General features: G+C 66.1%; 11 protein-coding genes and 1 riboswitch. Of the genes, 9 read left to right on the forward strand and 2 right to left on the reverse strand.

Going from position 1 to position 15,461, the window contains the following annotated elements:
- The 8 genes from MRBLMA1_RS19450 (at position 1) to cobA (ending at position 11,550) form a co-directional block, all read left to right on the forward strand.
- Positions 1-1,530 carry a DHA2 family efflux MFS transporter permease subunit gene (locus MRBLMA1_RS19450; protein WP_133653651.1) on the forward strand — a complete coding sequence of 510 codons (1,530 nt, stop codon included), beginning with the start codon at positions 1-3 and terminating at the stop codon, positions 1,528-1,530.
- Positions 1,531-1,721: 191 nt separating this feature from the next.
- Complete coding sequence (locus MRBLMA1_RS19455) at positions 1,722-2,300, forward strand: ANTAR domain-containing response regulator (RefSeq protein WP_133653652.1); 579 nt, start codon at positions 1,722-1,724, stop codon at positions 2,298-2,300.
- The gene (locus MRBLMA1_RS19460) at positions 2,300-3,502 is read left to right on the forward strand and encodes an ABC transporter substrate-binding protein (protein ID WP_363739111.1); all 1,203 of its coding nucleotides are present in this window, start codon (positions 2,300-2,302) and stop codon (positions 3,500-3,502) included. Before MRBLMA1_RS19455 ends, MRBLMA1_RS19460 begins: the two co-directional genes overlap by 1 nt.
- A gap of 225 nt (positions 3,503-3,727) precedes the next feature.
- On the forward strand, positions 3,728-4,984 hold the full coding sequence (locus tag MRBLMA1_RS19465) for a nitrate/nitrite transporter (RefSeq protein WP_363739113.1): 1,257 nt from the start codon (positions 3,728-3,730) through the stop codon (positions 4,982-4,984).
- A gap of 297 nt (positions 4,985-5,281) precedes the next feature.
- The gene (gene nirB, locus MRBLMA1_RS19470; protein WP_133653655.1) at positions 5,282-7,807 is read left to right on the forward strand and encodes a nitrite reductase large subunit NirB; all 2,526 of its coding nucleotides are present in this window, start codon (positions 5,282-5,284) and stop codon (positions 7,805-7,807) included.
- Positions 7,808-7,812: 5 nt separating this feature from the next.
- Entirely contained in the window at positions 7,813-8,148 is a 336-nt protein-coding gene (nirD, locus tag MRBLMA1_RS19475; protein WP_133653656.1) for a nitrite reductase small subunit NirD, read from the forward strand.
- Positions 8,148-10,769: a molybdopterin-dependent oxidoreductase gene (locus MRBLMA1_RS19480; protein ID WP_363739115.1), complete on the forward strand. Its 2,622-nt coding sequence runs from the start codon at positions 8,148-8,150 to the stop codon at positions 10,767-10,769. The genes nirD and MRBLMA1_RS19480 overlap by 1 nt, the downstream gene beginning before the upstream one ends.
- Positions 10,756-11,550 carry a uroporphyrinogen-III C-methyltransferase gene (cobA, locus tag MRBLMA1_RS19485; protein WP_363739117.1) on the forward strand — a complete coding sequence of 265 codons (795 nt, stop codon included), beginning with the start codon at positions 10,756-10,758 and terminating at the stop codon, positions 11,548-11,550. Before MRBLMA1_RS19480 ends, cobA begins: the two co-directional genes overlap by 14 nt.
- Before the next feature lie 104 nt (positions 11,551-11,654).
- Here cobA and mobA read toward each other — a convergent pair whose 3' ends face one another.
- Both mobA and MRBLMA1_RS19495 read right to left on the reverse strand, forming a co-directional pair.
- Positions 11,655-12,191, reverse strand: a complete 537-nt coding sequence (gene mobA, locus MRBLMA1_RS19490; RefSeq protein ID WP_363739264.1) for a molybdenum cofactor guanylyltransferase — start codon at positions 12,189-12,191, stop codon at positions 11,655-11,657.
- The gene (locus MRBLMA1_RS19495; protein ID WP_363739119.1) at positions 12,191-13,174 is read right to left on the reverse strand and encodes a threonine ammonia-lyase; all 984 of its coding nucleotides are present in this window, start codon (positions 13,172-13,174) and stop codon (positions 12,191-12,193) included. Before MRBLMA1_RS19495 ends, mobA begins: the two co-directional genes overlap by 1 nt.
- Before the next feature lie 83 nt (positions 13,175-13,257).
- Positions 13,258-13,471: riboswitch (cobalamin riboswitch) on the forward strand.
- Positions 13,472-13,640: 169 nt separating this feature from the next.
- On the opposite strand from MRBLMA1_RS19495, the gene MRBLMA1_RS19500 reads away from it, so the two are divergent.
- Entirely contained in the window at positions 13,641-15,461 is a 1,821-nt protein-coding gene (locus MRBLMA1_RS19500; protein WP_363739122.1) for a TonB-dependent receptor plug domain-containing protein, read from the forward strand.

Here is a 15,461-nt window from a genome sequence, read left to right on the forward strand (position 1 = left end):
GTGAGCCGCCCGGCCGAAACATTGACGCTGCTGTCGCCCCGTCATCGCCTGCTGGCGGGACTGGTCCTGGCTCTCAGCAATTTCATGGTCGTGCTCGACCTTACCATCGCCAATGTCTCTGTGCCGCATATCGCCGGGAATCTGGGCATTTCCGCCGATCAGGGGACGTGGATCATCACCAGCTATGCCGTGGCGGAAGCGATCTGCGTGCCGCTGACCGGATGGCTTGCGCAGCGTTTCGGCGCGGTGCGGCTGTTCACCTTCGGCATGCTCGGCTTCGGCCTGTTCTCGCTGCTGTGCGGCCTGTCCATGACGCTGGGCATGATCGTGGCATGCCGTATCGGCCAGGGCCTGTGCGGCGGGCCGTTGATGCCGATGTCGCAGACGCTGCTGATGCGCGTCTTCCCGCCCGATCAGCGCGCCCGCGTGATGGGACTGTGGGCGATGACGACGCTGCTCGGCCCGGCCCTGGGTCCGATCTTCGGCGGCTATATCAGCGACAATTGGAGCTGGCACTGGATCTTCTTCATCAACGTGCCGATCGCGGTCGTGTGCGTGCTTGCCACCATGGCGCTGCTGCGCCCGGTGGAAACGCCGCGGGTGAAGCTGCCGATCGACTATATGGGCCTGGGCCTGCTGATCTTCTGGATTGGCTGCCTGCAGATCATGCTGGACATCGGTCGCGACCGTGACTGGTTCGGCGATCCGCTGATCGTGATCCTGGCGGTGTTCGCGGCGATCGGCTTTTGCGTGTTCATCATATGGGAACTGACGGAGGAGCATCCGATCGTCGATCTGCGGGTGTTCCGCCATGTCGGCTTCACGTCCGGGGTGTTCACGCTGGCGCTGTGTTTCGGCGCTTATTTCGCGGGCATCGTCGTCATCCCGCAATGGTTGCAGATTTCGATGGGCTATACCGCCGCCTGGGCGGGCTATGCGACCGCCTTCACGGCGATGACCGCCATTCTGGTCGCGCCCATTGCCGGCCGGCTGGTCAACAAGGTTGACGTTCGCATCATGATTTCCGGCTCGGTCGCCTGGATCGGCATCATGACATTGTGGCGGGCGCACTGGACGACCGATGCCGATTTCTGGACGATTGCCCTGCCGCAACTGGTTCAGGGGTTTGGCATGCCCCTGTTCATGATCCCGCTGACCACGCTGACGCTGGGGTCGGTCCGGCCGGAGGAGACCGCCTCGGCTGCGGGAATGCAGAATTTCCTGCGTACCCTCGCCATCGCCATTTCGACCTCCATCGTGCTGACCGGCTGGGGCAATGGGCAGCGCGTTTCGCGCAACGAGATGGTCGGCACGCTGCATCCGGACGCAACCCTGGCCGACCTGACGAGTCGCGGCTTCACGCAGGATCAGGCCCGGCAGATGATCGCCAACATGGTCGATGCGCAATCCATGGTGGTGTCGATGGACCATGTCTTCTTCATCGCCTCGCTGGTTCTCTTCCTGGCCGCCGCCGTGGTGTGGCTGGCGCCGCGCCCCACGGCGAAGGTGGACTTGTCGGCGGCGCATTGAGGAAGCATCCGGTTGCGTCGGACGCTCGACATTTCAACCTTGCGATCAAGGACTTGCCCATCGCGGCATTCATCCCCGAAGCCGACATCGCGAAGGCGGCGGCGGCCCCTTGAGTACGGGCATCGTTTCGCCCATGATTGACGCGGCGCAACATCCCGGCCACTGAGTGGCAAAAAAAGGCTTGGGGTCTCATGCGAATCGTCATCATCGACGACAGCGGCCTGCGCGCGACCGTTCTGGAGGAAGGGCTGCGAGAGGCGGGCTATGACGATATTCACATCGTCCCCCCGCGCGGCGGCTTCGTCGCGCGGCTGGAGCGCATGGCCCCGGATGTCGTGCTGATGGACCTTGGCAGCCCCAGCCGCGACACGCTGGAGGAGATGCTGACCGTCAGCAGGGCGCTCGCCCGCCCCATCGCCATGTTCGTCGACCAGTCCGACGAGACGATGATCGGCGCGGCCATCGACGCGGGGGTATCCGCCTATGTCGTCGACGGGCTGCGCAAGGAGAGGGTGAAGCCGGTGCTGGAACTGGCGGTGCGCCGTTTCAACGCCTTTGCCAAGCTGCAGTCCGAACTGGACGAGGCGCGCACCGCGCTTTCCGACCGCAAGATCATCGACCGGGCCAAATCGATCCTGATGAGCCAGCGTGGCCTTTCGGAACCGGATGCCTATGCACTGCTGCGGTCGAGCGCGATGAATCAGGGGAAGAAGATCGTGGACGTCGCCCAGGCCCTCATCACGGCCAGCGATTTGTTGGGAGGGATGTGATGACGACCGACCTGCGCATCGCCTTCCTGCCGCTGACCGACGCCGCCGTATTGGCGGTGGCGCGGGAAAAGGGCTTTGCTGAGGAGGAGGGGCTGCACCTCGACCTTGTCCGCACCACGAGCTGGGCGACTTTGCGCGACCGGCTGGTGTTCGGGCAGGTGCAGGCCGCGCACATGCTGGCGCCGCTCGCCGTCGCCGTGACCTTGGGCCTCAGCCAGCAGGCTGCGCCGCTTGCCGCCCCCTATAAGCTCAACGTCAACGGCAACATGCTGGTGATGGCAAGCGCGTTCGCGCAGGCGCTGGACCCTGACATAGCGGCGCGGCTGGATGATCCGCTGGGCACCGCGCATGATTTCGCGGCCGCCATCGGCCTATGGAAGCGCAAGCCGGTGATCGGCGTCGTCCACCGCTTTTCCAGCCATTCGGTGATGCTGCGCTATTGGCTGGCGAGCGCGGGGGTCGACCCGGATCGCGACGTCATCCTGCGCGTGCTCCCGCCCTCGCTGACGGTGGAGGCGATCGGGGCCGGGGAGATAGACGGCTTCATCGCGGGCGAACCCTGGGGCAGCGCGGCCGTGGATGCGGGGCTGGCCGAGGCGGTGGCGATCGGCGAACGCATCTGGCGGCGCGGGGTGGAGAAGATACTGGCTTTCCGCACGCCCTGGCTGGAGGAGAATCCCGACAGCGTCGACCGGTTGCTGCGGGCGCTGGTGCGGGCGGCCGCCTGGTGCGACGATCCGCAGCATCATGAGGCGCTGGCGCATCTTCTCTCGCGCCCCCAATATGTGGACCAGCCTGCCGATGTGATCCTGCGCGCGCTGTCGGGCGGCATCGTGCCGCGCGTCGACATGGCGCCCCTCTCCATGCCTGATTTCATGCTCTTCTCGCGGGAGGCGACGCCCTTTCCCTGGCGCAGCCAGGCGCTCTGGATCTATTCGCAGCTTGTCCGCTGGAAAATGGTGGAACATAGCGCGGACAATGCGGCCAAGGCCGCCTCGGTGTTCCGGCCGGACATATTCCGCCGGGCACTGGCGAACAGTGATGTGGCGATGCCGGGCGCCAGCATGAAGGTGGAAGGGGCTGTGGGCTCCCCGCTGGCCGTGGGATCGAAGCGGGGCGAGCTGACGCTGGGCCCGGACCGCTTCTTCGACGGCCGGGTGTTCGATCCGGAACGGATCGAGGACTTCCTGGCCAGCTTTTGAAGGCGATCCGGCACCCGCAAATTTTGTGCCTTGCAACATAGGTCGAATCGCGAGATAAGATGAGAGTCGCGCGACGAGGCGCGTTTTCGGGATGAGCCCTTCCCAAGGTCGGGATCGCGTTCTCCCTCCGATTTTACAGCAAAGCCGCTGGCCGGATTTCGCAGGATGCGAGGTCCGGGCGCGGCTTTTTTCGTGTCCATTTCACAAGATTCGAGGGACGTCATCATGGCAACTGCGTATTGGGAGCGCCCGGAAGGACAGGCTCCGGGGGTTGAAGGGGAGGCCGGCCAGACCAGTTTCTGGAAGGCAGGGCACACGCCTACGCTTATCGCTGCTTTCCTCTATTTCGACCTCGCCTTCATGGTGTGGGTGCTGCTGGGACCGCTGGCGCCGTCCATTTCGAAGACGCTGGGGCTGACGCCGGCTGAAAAGGGCCTGATGGTCGCTGTCCCGACCTTGGCGGGTGCGGTGCTGCGGGTCGTCAACGGCCTGCTGGTCGATCGGATCGGCTGCAAGCAGGCGGGGGCGATCAGCCAGGTGATCGTGATCCTCGGCCTCGCGACCGCATGGTTCATGGGCGTTGACAGCTTCGGCGGTACGCTGGCGCTGGGCGTGATCCTGGGCTTTGCCGGGGCGAGCTTTGCGATCGCGCTGCCGCTCGCCAGCCGCTGGTATCCCGCCGAACATCAGGGCAAGGCCATGGGCCTCGCCGGCATGGGCAATTCGGGTACGGTGCTGGCCTCCCTCTTCGCGCCTATACTGGCCAAGCTGTTCGGCTGGAACGCGGTGCTGGGCCTTGCCTGCATTCCGCTCACCATCGTCTTCATCATCTACATGATCATGGCCAGGAACGCGCCCAATGCACCCGCGCCCAAGAAGCTGGTCGATTATTTCCACCCACTGAAGAGCGCCGACGCCTGGTGGCTGATGGGCTTTTACTCGGTGACCTTCGGCGGTTTCGTGGGACTGGCCGCCTCGCTGCCGATCTATTTCACCGATCAATTCGGCCTGACCCCGGTGGTTGCGGGCTATTGCACGGCTGGCTGCGTCTTCGCCGGATCGCTGGTCCGGCCGATCGGCGGCGCGCTGGCGGATCGGATCGGCGGCGTCAAGGCGCTGATGATGGTCTATGTTGCGGCGGCGCTCGCTCTGGCCGGCGTCGCCTATGCGCCCACGCTGTTCTCCGCCCTTGGCTTCTTCATCGTCGCGATGCTGGCGCTGGGCGTTGGCAATGGCTCGGTCTTCCAGCTCGTGCCGCAGCGTTTCGCGCAGGAAATCGGCGTCATGACCGGGCTGGTCGGCATGGCGGGCGGTATTGGCGGCTTCTATCTCGCCTCGTCGCTGGGCATCGCCAAGCAGTTCACCGGCAGCTTCGCGCCCGGCTTCCTGATCTTCGCGGGTCTTGCCCTGGTCGCGTTCCTCGGCATCGCGCTGGTCCGTGCCCGCTGGCGCGCGACCTGGACCAGCGCCGCGCGCATCTGACCGGTTTACGTCCAGGAGAGGGAGGCGGCGGCCCACGACAGGCCGCCGCCCTTTTCGCGTCTGCGATACGCTTGCGCCCCGGCCGACCAAAAATACATCGTGCTACGAGGAATCGCTTGACCGCATATCGATTCGGCCTATGCTGCAATGCAAAGGACAGGGTTGTTCTTCTTCCATAGCCGCGATGGTCCAGGGACGGACGATCAAGGCGTTATGATGGCAAGGCCGCCATCCAGACCTTCGGTTTCAGAACCGGGGGTCCGGATGGCGGCCTTTTTTCTTTTCTGGAGTCGAGGGATGGATTTTCAGAACAACGCGGGACCGGAGACGGCCAATGAAGAGGATCTCTTCATGCCTTCTGACGATGTTCGCGAGCATCTGGTGGTGGTGGGCAACGGCATGGCCGGTTGCCGCGCGGTGGAGGAATTGCTGGCGCGGGACAAGGACCGTTATCGCGTCACCATCTTCGGCGCAGAGCCCTATGTGAATTACAACCGCATCATGCTCTCTCCGGTCCTGGCCGGGGAAAAGAGCTTCGACGACATCATCATCAACAGCCGCGATTGGTATTCGGAAAATAATATCGAACTGATCGCCGGTGATCCGGTGACGGCCATAGACCGCGCCGGAAAGACCGTCACGAGCCAATCGGGTCGCACCATGGGCTATGACAAGCTGCTGATCGCCACCGGCTCGGACCCCTTCATCATCCCGGTTCCGGGGAAGGATCTGCCCGGCGTCATCAGCTTCCGCGACATGAAGGATGTCGACACCATGCTGGCCGCCGCGGACGCGGGCGCCAAAAATGGTGAACAGGGACGGGCAGTGGTGATCGGTGGCGGCCTGCTGGGCCTGGAAGCCGCGCATGGCCTCTCCCTGCGCGGCATGAAGGTGACCGTCATCCACCTCATGGACACGCTGATGGAGCGGCAGCTCGACGAGGCGGCGGGCTGGCTGCTGAAGTCGGCGCTGGAGGCGCGGGGCCAGACCATCCTGACCGGCGCCAACACGGACAGCATCTATGGCGACGGCAAGGTCGAGGGTGTCCGCCTGAAGGATGGCCGCGAAATCCCGGCCAGCCTGGTCGTCATGGCGGTCGGCATCCGCCCCTCCACCGCGCTGGCCCGCGAAGCCGGGCTGGAGGTCAATCGCGGCATCAAGGTCGACGACCATATGGTCACCAGCGATCCCGATGTGCTGGCGGTCGGCGAGTGCGTCGAACATGACGGCAATGTCTACGGCCTCGTCGCGCCGCTCTGGGACATGTGCCGCAGCCTGGCCGACGGCCTGACCGACCAGCACACGGGCTACAGGGGTTCGGTCACCTCGACCAAGCTCAAGGTCGCCGGGCTCGACGTCTTCTCGGCCGGCGATTTCTCGGGCGGCGAAGGCTGCGAGGACATCGTCCTGCGCGACGCCTCGCGCGGGGTGTACAAGCGTGTCGTCGTCAAGGATGACAGGATCATCGGCGCCGTCCTCTATGGCGACACGGCGGATGGCGGCTGGTATTTCGACCTGTTGAAGCGCGAAGAGGATGTCGCGGAAATTCGCGACCTGCTGATCTTCGGCCAGGCCTTCGCCTCGGGAGGGGGCGCGCTGGACCCTAAGGCGGCCGTTGCGGCGCTCTCGGACGATGCCGAGATCTGCGGCTGCAACGGCGTCAGCAAGGGCCAGGTCGTCGCCTGCATCGAAAAGGGCGCGTGCAGCCTGGATGCCGTCCGCGCCACCTGCAAGGCGTCGGCAAGCTGCGGCAGCTGCACCGGCCTGGTCGAGAATCTGCTGGCCGTGGTGCTGGGCGACGACGTCCAGTCCGGGCCGAAGACCATGTGCAAATGCACCAGCTTCGGCCATGACGATGTCCGTCGCGAGATCGTCGCGCAGAACATGCGCTCGATCCCGGAGGTGATGCAGAAGCTGCACTGGTCCACCCCGGACGGCTGCTCCTCCTGCCGCCCCGCGCTCAACTATTATCTGCTTTGCGCGCTGCCGGGCGAATATCAGGACGATCAGCAGAGCCGCTTCGTCAATGAGCGCATGCACGCCAACATCCAGAAGGACGGCACCTATTCGGTCGTGCCCCGCATGTGGGGCGGCCTCACCAACCCGCGCGAGTTGCGCGCCATCGCCGACGTGGTCGAGAAATATGATGCGCCCATGGTGAAGGTCACCGGCGGCCAGCGCCTCGACATCTTCGGCATCAAGAAGGAAGACCTGCCCGCCGTCTGGGCCGACCTCAATGCCGCGGGCATGGTGTCGGGCCACGCCTATGGCAAGTCGCTGCGCACGGTGAAGACCTGCGTGGGCTCCGAATGGTGCCGTTTCGGCACGCAGGATTCGACTGGCCTGGGCGTCAAGATCGAGCGGATGACCTGGGGATCGTGGATGCCCCACAAGTTCAAGATCGCGGCCTCCGGCTGCCCCCGCAACTGCGCGGAGGCGACGATCAAGGACTTCGGCGTGGTCTGCGTGGACTCGGGCTATGAACTGCATGTCGGCGGCAATGGCGGCATCCATGTCCGCGCCACCGACCTACTGTGCAAGGTTTCGACCGAGCAGGAGGCGCTCGATCACTGCGCCGCCTTCATCCAGCTCTATCGCGAGGAAGCGCGCTATCTGGAGCGCACCGCACCCTGGATCGAGCGCGTCGGGGTTGAGTATGTCAAGCAGCGGATCGTCGAGGACGAGGCCGGCCGTGAGGCGCTTCGTGCCCGCTTCCTCTATTCGCAGAGCTTCAGCCAGGACGACCCCTGGGCCGAGCGCGCAGCCGGCCAACATGCCGAACTGCACCAGCCCCTGGCCCCCATCGCCATCGCTGCGGAGTAACACCCATGACCGACTGGATCGACATCGGAACGCTGGCCGACATTCCCCAGCGCGGCGCCCGCACGGTGCAGATTGCCGGCGAAGAGGAAATCGCCGTCTTCCGCACCGGCGACGACCATGTCTTCGCGCTGGTCAACCAATGCCCGCACAAGAAGGGGCCGCTGAGCCAGGGCATCGTCCATGGCCACAGCGTCGCCTGTCCTCTGCACAACTGGAACATCGCGCTGAAGACGGGCGAGGCGCAGGGCTCGGATGAGGGTTGCACGCCGACCGTCCAGGTCAGGCAGGAGGGCGGCCGCATCCTGATCGCCCGTCCGACAGGCCTGAAGGCGGCGGCCTGATGGCGGACGCGGTCCGCACGACCTGCGCCTATTGCGGTGTTGGCTGCGGTATCGTGGCCACGCCCGGCGGGGCACGTTCCGCGACCATCGCGGGCGACGCGGCGCATCCGGCCAATCGCGGGCGGCTCTGTTCGAAGGGCACGCATCTGGGCGAGACGGTGGGCCTGACGGGTCGCCTGCTGCACCCGATGATCGGCAACAGGCAGGCGAACTGGGACAAGGCGCTTGACCTCGTCGCGAAGAAATTCCGCGAAACCATTGATCGTTACGGCCCGGACAGCGTGGCCTTCTACGTCTCCGGCCAGCTCATGACCGAGGATTATTATGTCGCCAACAAGCTGATGAAGGGCTTTATCGGCTCGGCGAACATCGACACCAACAGCCGCCTCTGCATGTCGAGCGCAGTCGCCGGGCACAATCGCGCATTTGGCGAGGATGTGGTGCCCGCCAGCTATGACGATCTGGATCAGGCCGACCTGATCGTGCTGGTCGGCTCCAACACGGCCTGGTGCCATCCGATCGTCTATCAGCGGATCCAGGCGGCCCGCGCCGCCCGCGGCACGAAGCTGGTCGTCATCGACCCGCGCCGCACCGAAACCTGCGAGGGCGCCGACCTGCACCTGCCCGTGAAGCCGGGCACGGACGTCGCGCTGATGAACGGGCTGCTGGCATGGTGCGACGCCGAGGGCATCACCGATCCGGCTTTCGTCGCCGATCATGTCAGCGCACCCGAAGGTTTTTGGGACCATATCCGCACCGGCCACGATCTCTGGACGACCGCCAGGACCTGCGACATCGCGCCCGCTTTGCTGGAGCAATTCTACGCGCTGTTCGCCGCCACGCCGCGCACGGTCACGATGTTCAGCCAGGGCATCAACCAGTCGATCCGCGGCACCGATCAGGTCAACGCGATCATCAACGTCCACCTCGCTTGCCGACGCATCGGCAAGCCGGGCGCGGCGCCCTTCTCGATCACCGGCCAGCCCAATGCGATGGGCGGGCGCGAGGTCGGCGGGCTTGCCTCGACCCTCGCCGCCCATATGGACTTCGCCCCGGACAATGTGGAGCGCGTCGGCCGCTTCTGGGCCGCGCCGAAGATGGCGACGAAGCCCGGCCTGAAAGCCGTCGACCTGTTCCGCGCCATCAACGAAGGCCGGATCAAGGCGCTCTGGGTGATGGCGACCAATCCCGCCGTCTCGTTGCCCGATGCGGGCCGCGTGCGCGAAGCGCTGGAAGCCGTCCCGTTCCTTGTCGTCTCGGACATCATGGCCGACACCGACAGCAGCACCCATGCCCATGTCCGCCTGCCCGCCGCCGGCTGGGGGGAAAAGGACGGCACCGTCACCAATTCGGACCGCACGATCAGCCGCCAGCGCCCCTTCCTGCCGCTGCCCGGAGAGGCCAGGCCGGACTGGTGGATCGTCAAGGAAGTCGCGCGCCGCATGGGTTGGCGCAACGCCTTCGCCTATGACCGGCCCGCCGACATCTGGCGCGAACATGCGCGCCTTACCGCCTATGGAAATGATGGGCAGCGGATGCTGAACCTGCGCGCCTGGGCGACGATCGGCAATGATGCCTATGACGCCATGGAGCCGTTCCGCTGGGGCGGCACAGCTTTCGCCGACGGCCGCTTCCCCACGCCGGACGGCAGGGCGCGGCTGGTGCTGACGAAGCAGATGGAGGTTCAGGAGCCGCTGGGGCAATGGCCGATGACGCTCAACACCGGGCGCTATCGCGACCAGTGGCATACGATGAGCCGAACCGGCCTGTCCCCGAAACTCGCCCGCCATCGCGAGGAGCCGCTGGTGGAAATCCATCCCCGCGATGCCGGGGCGCTCGGGATCGTCGACGGCGACCTGGCCCGCGTCGCGACAGCGCAGGGCAACAGCATCTTTCGCGTCAGCCTGAGCGAGGGCCAGCGGCCCGGCGAAATCTTCACGCCGATCCACTGGACGGACCAGATGTCGAGCGGGGGCCGCACCGGTCTGCTGCCCCGTCCGCTGGTCGATCCCCATTCGGGCCAGCCGGGCTTCAAATCGACCCCGGCCAGCGTCGAGAAGGTGGCCGCCGAATGGAAGGGCTTTCTCATCCTGCGCGATCAGGCTGCGACAGGGCAGCCCGTGAAGCTGCCCTGTCTCTGGTCGACCAGGATCGCCGTGCCGGGCGGCGCGCTCTATGAAATTGCCGGCAATGGCGATCCTGCCCGGCTCGACGCCTTTCTTCCAAAGGGCGACCGGGTGGAGGCGATGGACGCCTCACGCGGAACGCGGCGCATCGCGACCATCGGCGAAGGCCGACTAAACGGGGTGCTGTTCGTGACGCGCACCGGCCTGCTGCCCTCGCGCGACTGGCTGATCGGCCAGTTGCTGGTCGAGGGGGTCGGCGGTTCCGTCCTTGCGGCGCGCGGACCCGGCAGCCAGCCGGACAAGGGGGCGACCATCTGCGTCTGCTTCGACATCGGCCTCAACCAGATCGTCGCCGCGATCCGCGAACAGCAACTGGTCGATATGCCCGCCATCGGCAAGGCGCTGGGCGCGGGCACCAATTGCGGGTCATGCCGCCCCGCGCTCGCCAATATCCTTGCCCAAAGCATGCAGGAGACGCTTCATGCAGCCGAATGAACTGCCCCAGGACCTGATCGCGCCCGGACAGGTCTGGCTGGTCGGCGCGGGGCCGGGTGATCCGGACCTGCTCACGCGCAAGGCGGAAAGGCTGATCGCCGCGGCAGAGGTCGTCTTCTACGACGCGCTCGTCGGGCCGGGCGTGATCGACCTCATTCCCCCGGGGGTGGAGCGGGTCAGCGTCGGCAAGCGTTCGGGCCGCCATTCCAGGGCGCAGGACAGCATCAACGACCTGCTGCTCGCGGCCGCCAGGGCGGGCAAGCGCGTCGTGCGCCTGAAGGGCGGCGACCCCTCGGTCTTTGGCCGATCGGCGGAAGAGATGGCGCATCTGGCGGAGGCGGGCGTTTCCGTGCGCATCTGCCCCGGCATCACCACGGCCAGCGCTGCGGCGGCGAGCGGCCATGCCTCGCTCACCCTGCGCGGCGTGGCGCGGGGGCTGACGCTGGTCACCGCGCATCTGAAGGCGGGCGAACCGCTGAAGCTGGATTGGGAAGCGCTGGCCCGTCCGGGCGGCACGATCGGCATCTATATGGGCCGGGCCGCGGCGGGCGAGATCAGCCATTGCCTGATCGCCGCCGGGCGCGATCCCGAAACGCCGGTGATGGTGGCGGTCAATGTCTCCCTGCCGACGGAACGGCTGATCCGGGGCAAGCTGTCGGCTCTGGCCTTCCTGGTGCGGACGATCAGCGACGAAGACCCGACGCTTCTGCTGATCGGGGAGGCGGTGGCCGGGACGCATGCGCCGGTGGAGACCATGGCGGCTGTAGCCCTGACCAAATAACGACAGCGCAGCATGCTCCCGCGAAGGCGGGAGGCCCGTTCAAAGTCGGTACGGGGCGCTCTCGCGGCTTGCCTCGTTCAGGTGCCTTGGCGGAAGCACTCCATTCATCGACTGCCTTTTGCCAGAGCCTGCAGATCCTCCGGCCGGTTGATGTTGGGCAGCACGAATTCGGGCCGGTCGACGATCCGGGCGCCGACCCGCTCCAGCCAGCCCCGGATCGATCTGTTATTGTCCTCCGCCAGATGGGCATCCAGTTCGCCCGCCAGCGAAGCGGGCCAGAATCCGGCCAGTTGCTGCCCCTTGAGGATGGCGGGTTCAGGGCCGATCAGGGCCTGCGCCAGGCCGTCCGGATAGGCGGGCACGTCGCACCCGGTCGTCAGCACGGCGTCATAACCCTGCGCCAGGGCATGATGCAGCGCCGCGTTGAGGCCGCCCAACGGCCCCATGTCCGCGGCGGGCCGATCCGCCAGCCCGATCATGCCCTCCACCTGCCGGCCGCATACCACGACGGTTTCGACATGGCGGCCGAGAGCCTCGACCGCATGGTCCAGCAGGGTGCGCCCCTCCAGCATCGCCTGCGCCTTGTCGCTGCCGAACCGGCTGGACCGCCCGCCAGCCAGCACCGCCCCCATCAGCCGCATCATGCGCCGCCGCCTATGATCCGGGCATAGCTGTCGGGATCGACATTGCTGCCTGAAATCACCACGACGCCGGCCCCTTCGGCAGGCGGAGCAATTCCGGCCAGCATGGCCGCCAGCGATGCGGCTCCGCCCGGCTCGACCACCAGCTTGAGCACGGAAAAGGCAAAGCGCATCGCGTCGCGCACCTGATCGTCGCTCACCGCCAGGCCCCCGGACAACAGCGCCTGGTTGATGGGAAAGGTCAGCGCTCCCGGCGTCGGAGACAGCAGCGCGTCGCAGATCGACCGCGCATCGGGCGACACGCTTTCCCGCTTGCCGCTGGCCAGGGACCGCGCCGTATCGTCGAACGCTTCCGGTTCCACCGCATGGATGTTGACCTCGGGCATGCGCGCCTTCACCGCCGTCGCGATCCCCGACACCATGCCGCCGCCGCCGCAATTGACCAGGATCTGGCCGATCTTCGCGCCAGCTTCGGCGGCCTGCTCCATGATCTCCAGCCCGATCGTGCCCTGGCCCGCCATGATGAAGGGATCGTCGAAGGACGGCACCAGCACCGCGCCCCTCTCGGTCGCCAGCCGCGTGGCGATCTCCTCCCGGTTATCGGTGAAGCGGTCATAGGCAACGACTTCGGCGCCCAGCGCCCGCGTGTTCGCCGTCTTGATCGCGGGCGCGTCGGCCGGCATCACGATCGTCGCCGCGATCCCCAGCAAGCGCGCCGCAAAGGCGACGCCCTGCGCGTGATTGCCCGATGACCAGGCGACGACGCCTGCCTTTCGCTCCCCGGCGTCCAGCCGGGCCAGCCGGTTGTAGGCACCGCGGAACTTGAACGATCCGCTGTGCTGCGCGCCCTCGAACTTCACCAGCACCCGCCGGCCGCAGCGGGCGTTGAGCGCCGCATTTTCCAGCAGGGGGGTGCGGATGGCGGCGGGGGCGATGACCCGCGCCGCATCCTCGACATCGGCGGCGTTGATGGCGAACGACATGCAATCTCCTTCTGCGGCTGCCCCTTGGCATGGCCGCCGCTTTCCCTTATGGCGCCCGGCGCGGGCAGGGCAAAGCCCCTGCGCGCAAGGAAGATCGCGCCGGTGCCCGGAAGGGCTGAAAACGGGAATGCGGTGCGGACGGGAAGCCGTCCCAATCCGCGGCTGTCCCTGCAACTGTAAGCGGTGAGCGCGATGCACTTCGGCCCCCAGGGCCGGCCACTGGACGCAAGTCCGGGAAGGCGTGCATCGCCGCATTGACCCGCGAGCCAGGAGACCTGCCGACGCATGGTCGCTCTTGCCTTGGTCCAGGGTATGGCCACGGCACGGTGTTCTCCGTCTGAGCGACGAAGCGGCGCGGGGCCGCATCGGTGTGGGGGAGGGCGCGGGCGCCAGCCATTTTCCCCTGTCCGGCCGCATGAGCGGACGCCCTGAGCCATGTTGCATCGCGCTCAGGGGGAAGACAGACATGTTGAGGATTTCCGTTTCCATCGCCGCCTTGCTCGCGGCCGCACCTGCGCTGGCGGAGGATGAGATCATCGTCACCGCGCTGGGCATCGAACAGCCGCGCGACGAGGTCGGCCAGGCCGTCACCGTGATCGACGCCGACACCATCCGCACCCGCCAGAGCGTCAGCGTGGTCGACCTGCTGGCCACCACGCCGGGCGTGCGCTTCAACCGCAGCGGCAGCCTGGGCGGCGTGACCGGGGTTTCGTTGCGCGGCGCGGAAACGACGCAGACGCTGGTGCTGATCGACGGGGTCAAGGTCAACGACCCCAGCGGCATCGGCGACATGTACGATTTCGGCAATCTGCTGACCGGCAATATCCAGCGGATCGAGATTTTGCGCGGCTCCAACTCGATCGTCTACGGCAGCCAGGCGATCGGCGGCGTGGTCAACGTCATGACCGGAACGCCCGGCACCGGCTTTGCCGGCAATGCCTCCGTCGATTACGGCTACAGCAATACGCTGAACGCGAAGGCGGACGTTTCGGGCGGCAGCGGCAGCGGCATCGCGTCGGGCGGCGTCGGCATCGCCTATTTCAACACCGACGGCATTTCCTCCGCCGCCAGCGGCACCGAAAAGGACGGCTATGAGAATATCGCCGCCAATGCCAGGCTGAAGCTGTCCTTCACCGATACCCTCAACCTCGACCTGCGCGGCTATTATATCCATGCCGACCTGGATACCGACAATGGCGTGGTGGACAGCACCACGGACTCCTCGAAATCGGATCAATATGTCGGCTATGCGGGCCTCAACCTTGCGTTGCTCGACGGCAGGCTCACCAATCGGGCGGCCGTCACTTGGTTCCGCATCGACCGCGACTATACGTCCGCTTTCGGGCCTTATGCCTATTCCGGCACCAATTTGCGCTTCGAATATGAAGGGGTCTACCAGCCGGTCGATCAGGCGAAGCTGGTCTTCGGCTATGAACATGAGCGGCCCGACTATGATTTTTCCGGCTTCGGTTCCACCGAACGCCACAAGGCCGATATCGACAGCGTCTATGCGCTGGCCGTCGTCAAGCCCCTTGCCGGCCTGTCGCTGACCGGCGGCGTGCGGCATGACGATCACAGCCAGTTCGGCGGCGCGACGACCTTCGGCGCCAACGCCAATTACACGCCCAATGCCGGCGCGACCAATATCCGCATGAGCTATGGCGAGGGGTTCAAGGCGCCGTCGCTCTACCAGCTTTACGGCGCCGATGTCGGCAATGCCGGCCTGCGTCCCGAGCGGTCGAAAAGCTACGATATCGGTTTTGACCAGAGGCTCGACGGCGACCGGGCGATCCTCTCCGTCACGGCGTTCCGCCGCGATACCAGAAACCAGATCAACTATGATTATTCGATCGGCCTCTATGGCGGGTATAATAATCTCGACCGCACCCGCGCCAAGGGGGTGGAGGCGATGCTGACGCTGAGGCCGGTCGATGCGCTGACCGTCACGGCCGCCTACAGCCATGTCGATGCGCGCGACCGCAGTAGCGGCGCCCGGCTGCCCCGCCGCGCCCCCGACGCGGTCAGCGTTTCAGCGGATTATGTCTGGCCCTTCGGCCTGTCGACCGGCGCCACCGTGACGATGGTGGGCGACAGCTTCAACGACGCGACCAATCTGGTACGGCTGGACGGCTATGCGATAGCGAACATCCGGGCGTCTTTCCCGATCATGGAGAAGCTGGAAATCTATGGCCGCATCGACAATGTCACCGATGCGAAATACGCCACGGTCTATGGCTATGGCACCTATGGGCGATCGGCCTTTGGCGGCGTGCGTGTGCGCTTCTGA

The sequence above is a fragment of the Sphingobium sp. LMA1-1-1.1 genome, assembly GCF_040676365.1.
GTDB lineage: Bacteria > Pseudomonadota > Alphaproteobacteria > Sphingomonadales > Sphingomonadaceae > Sphingobium.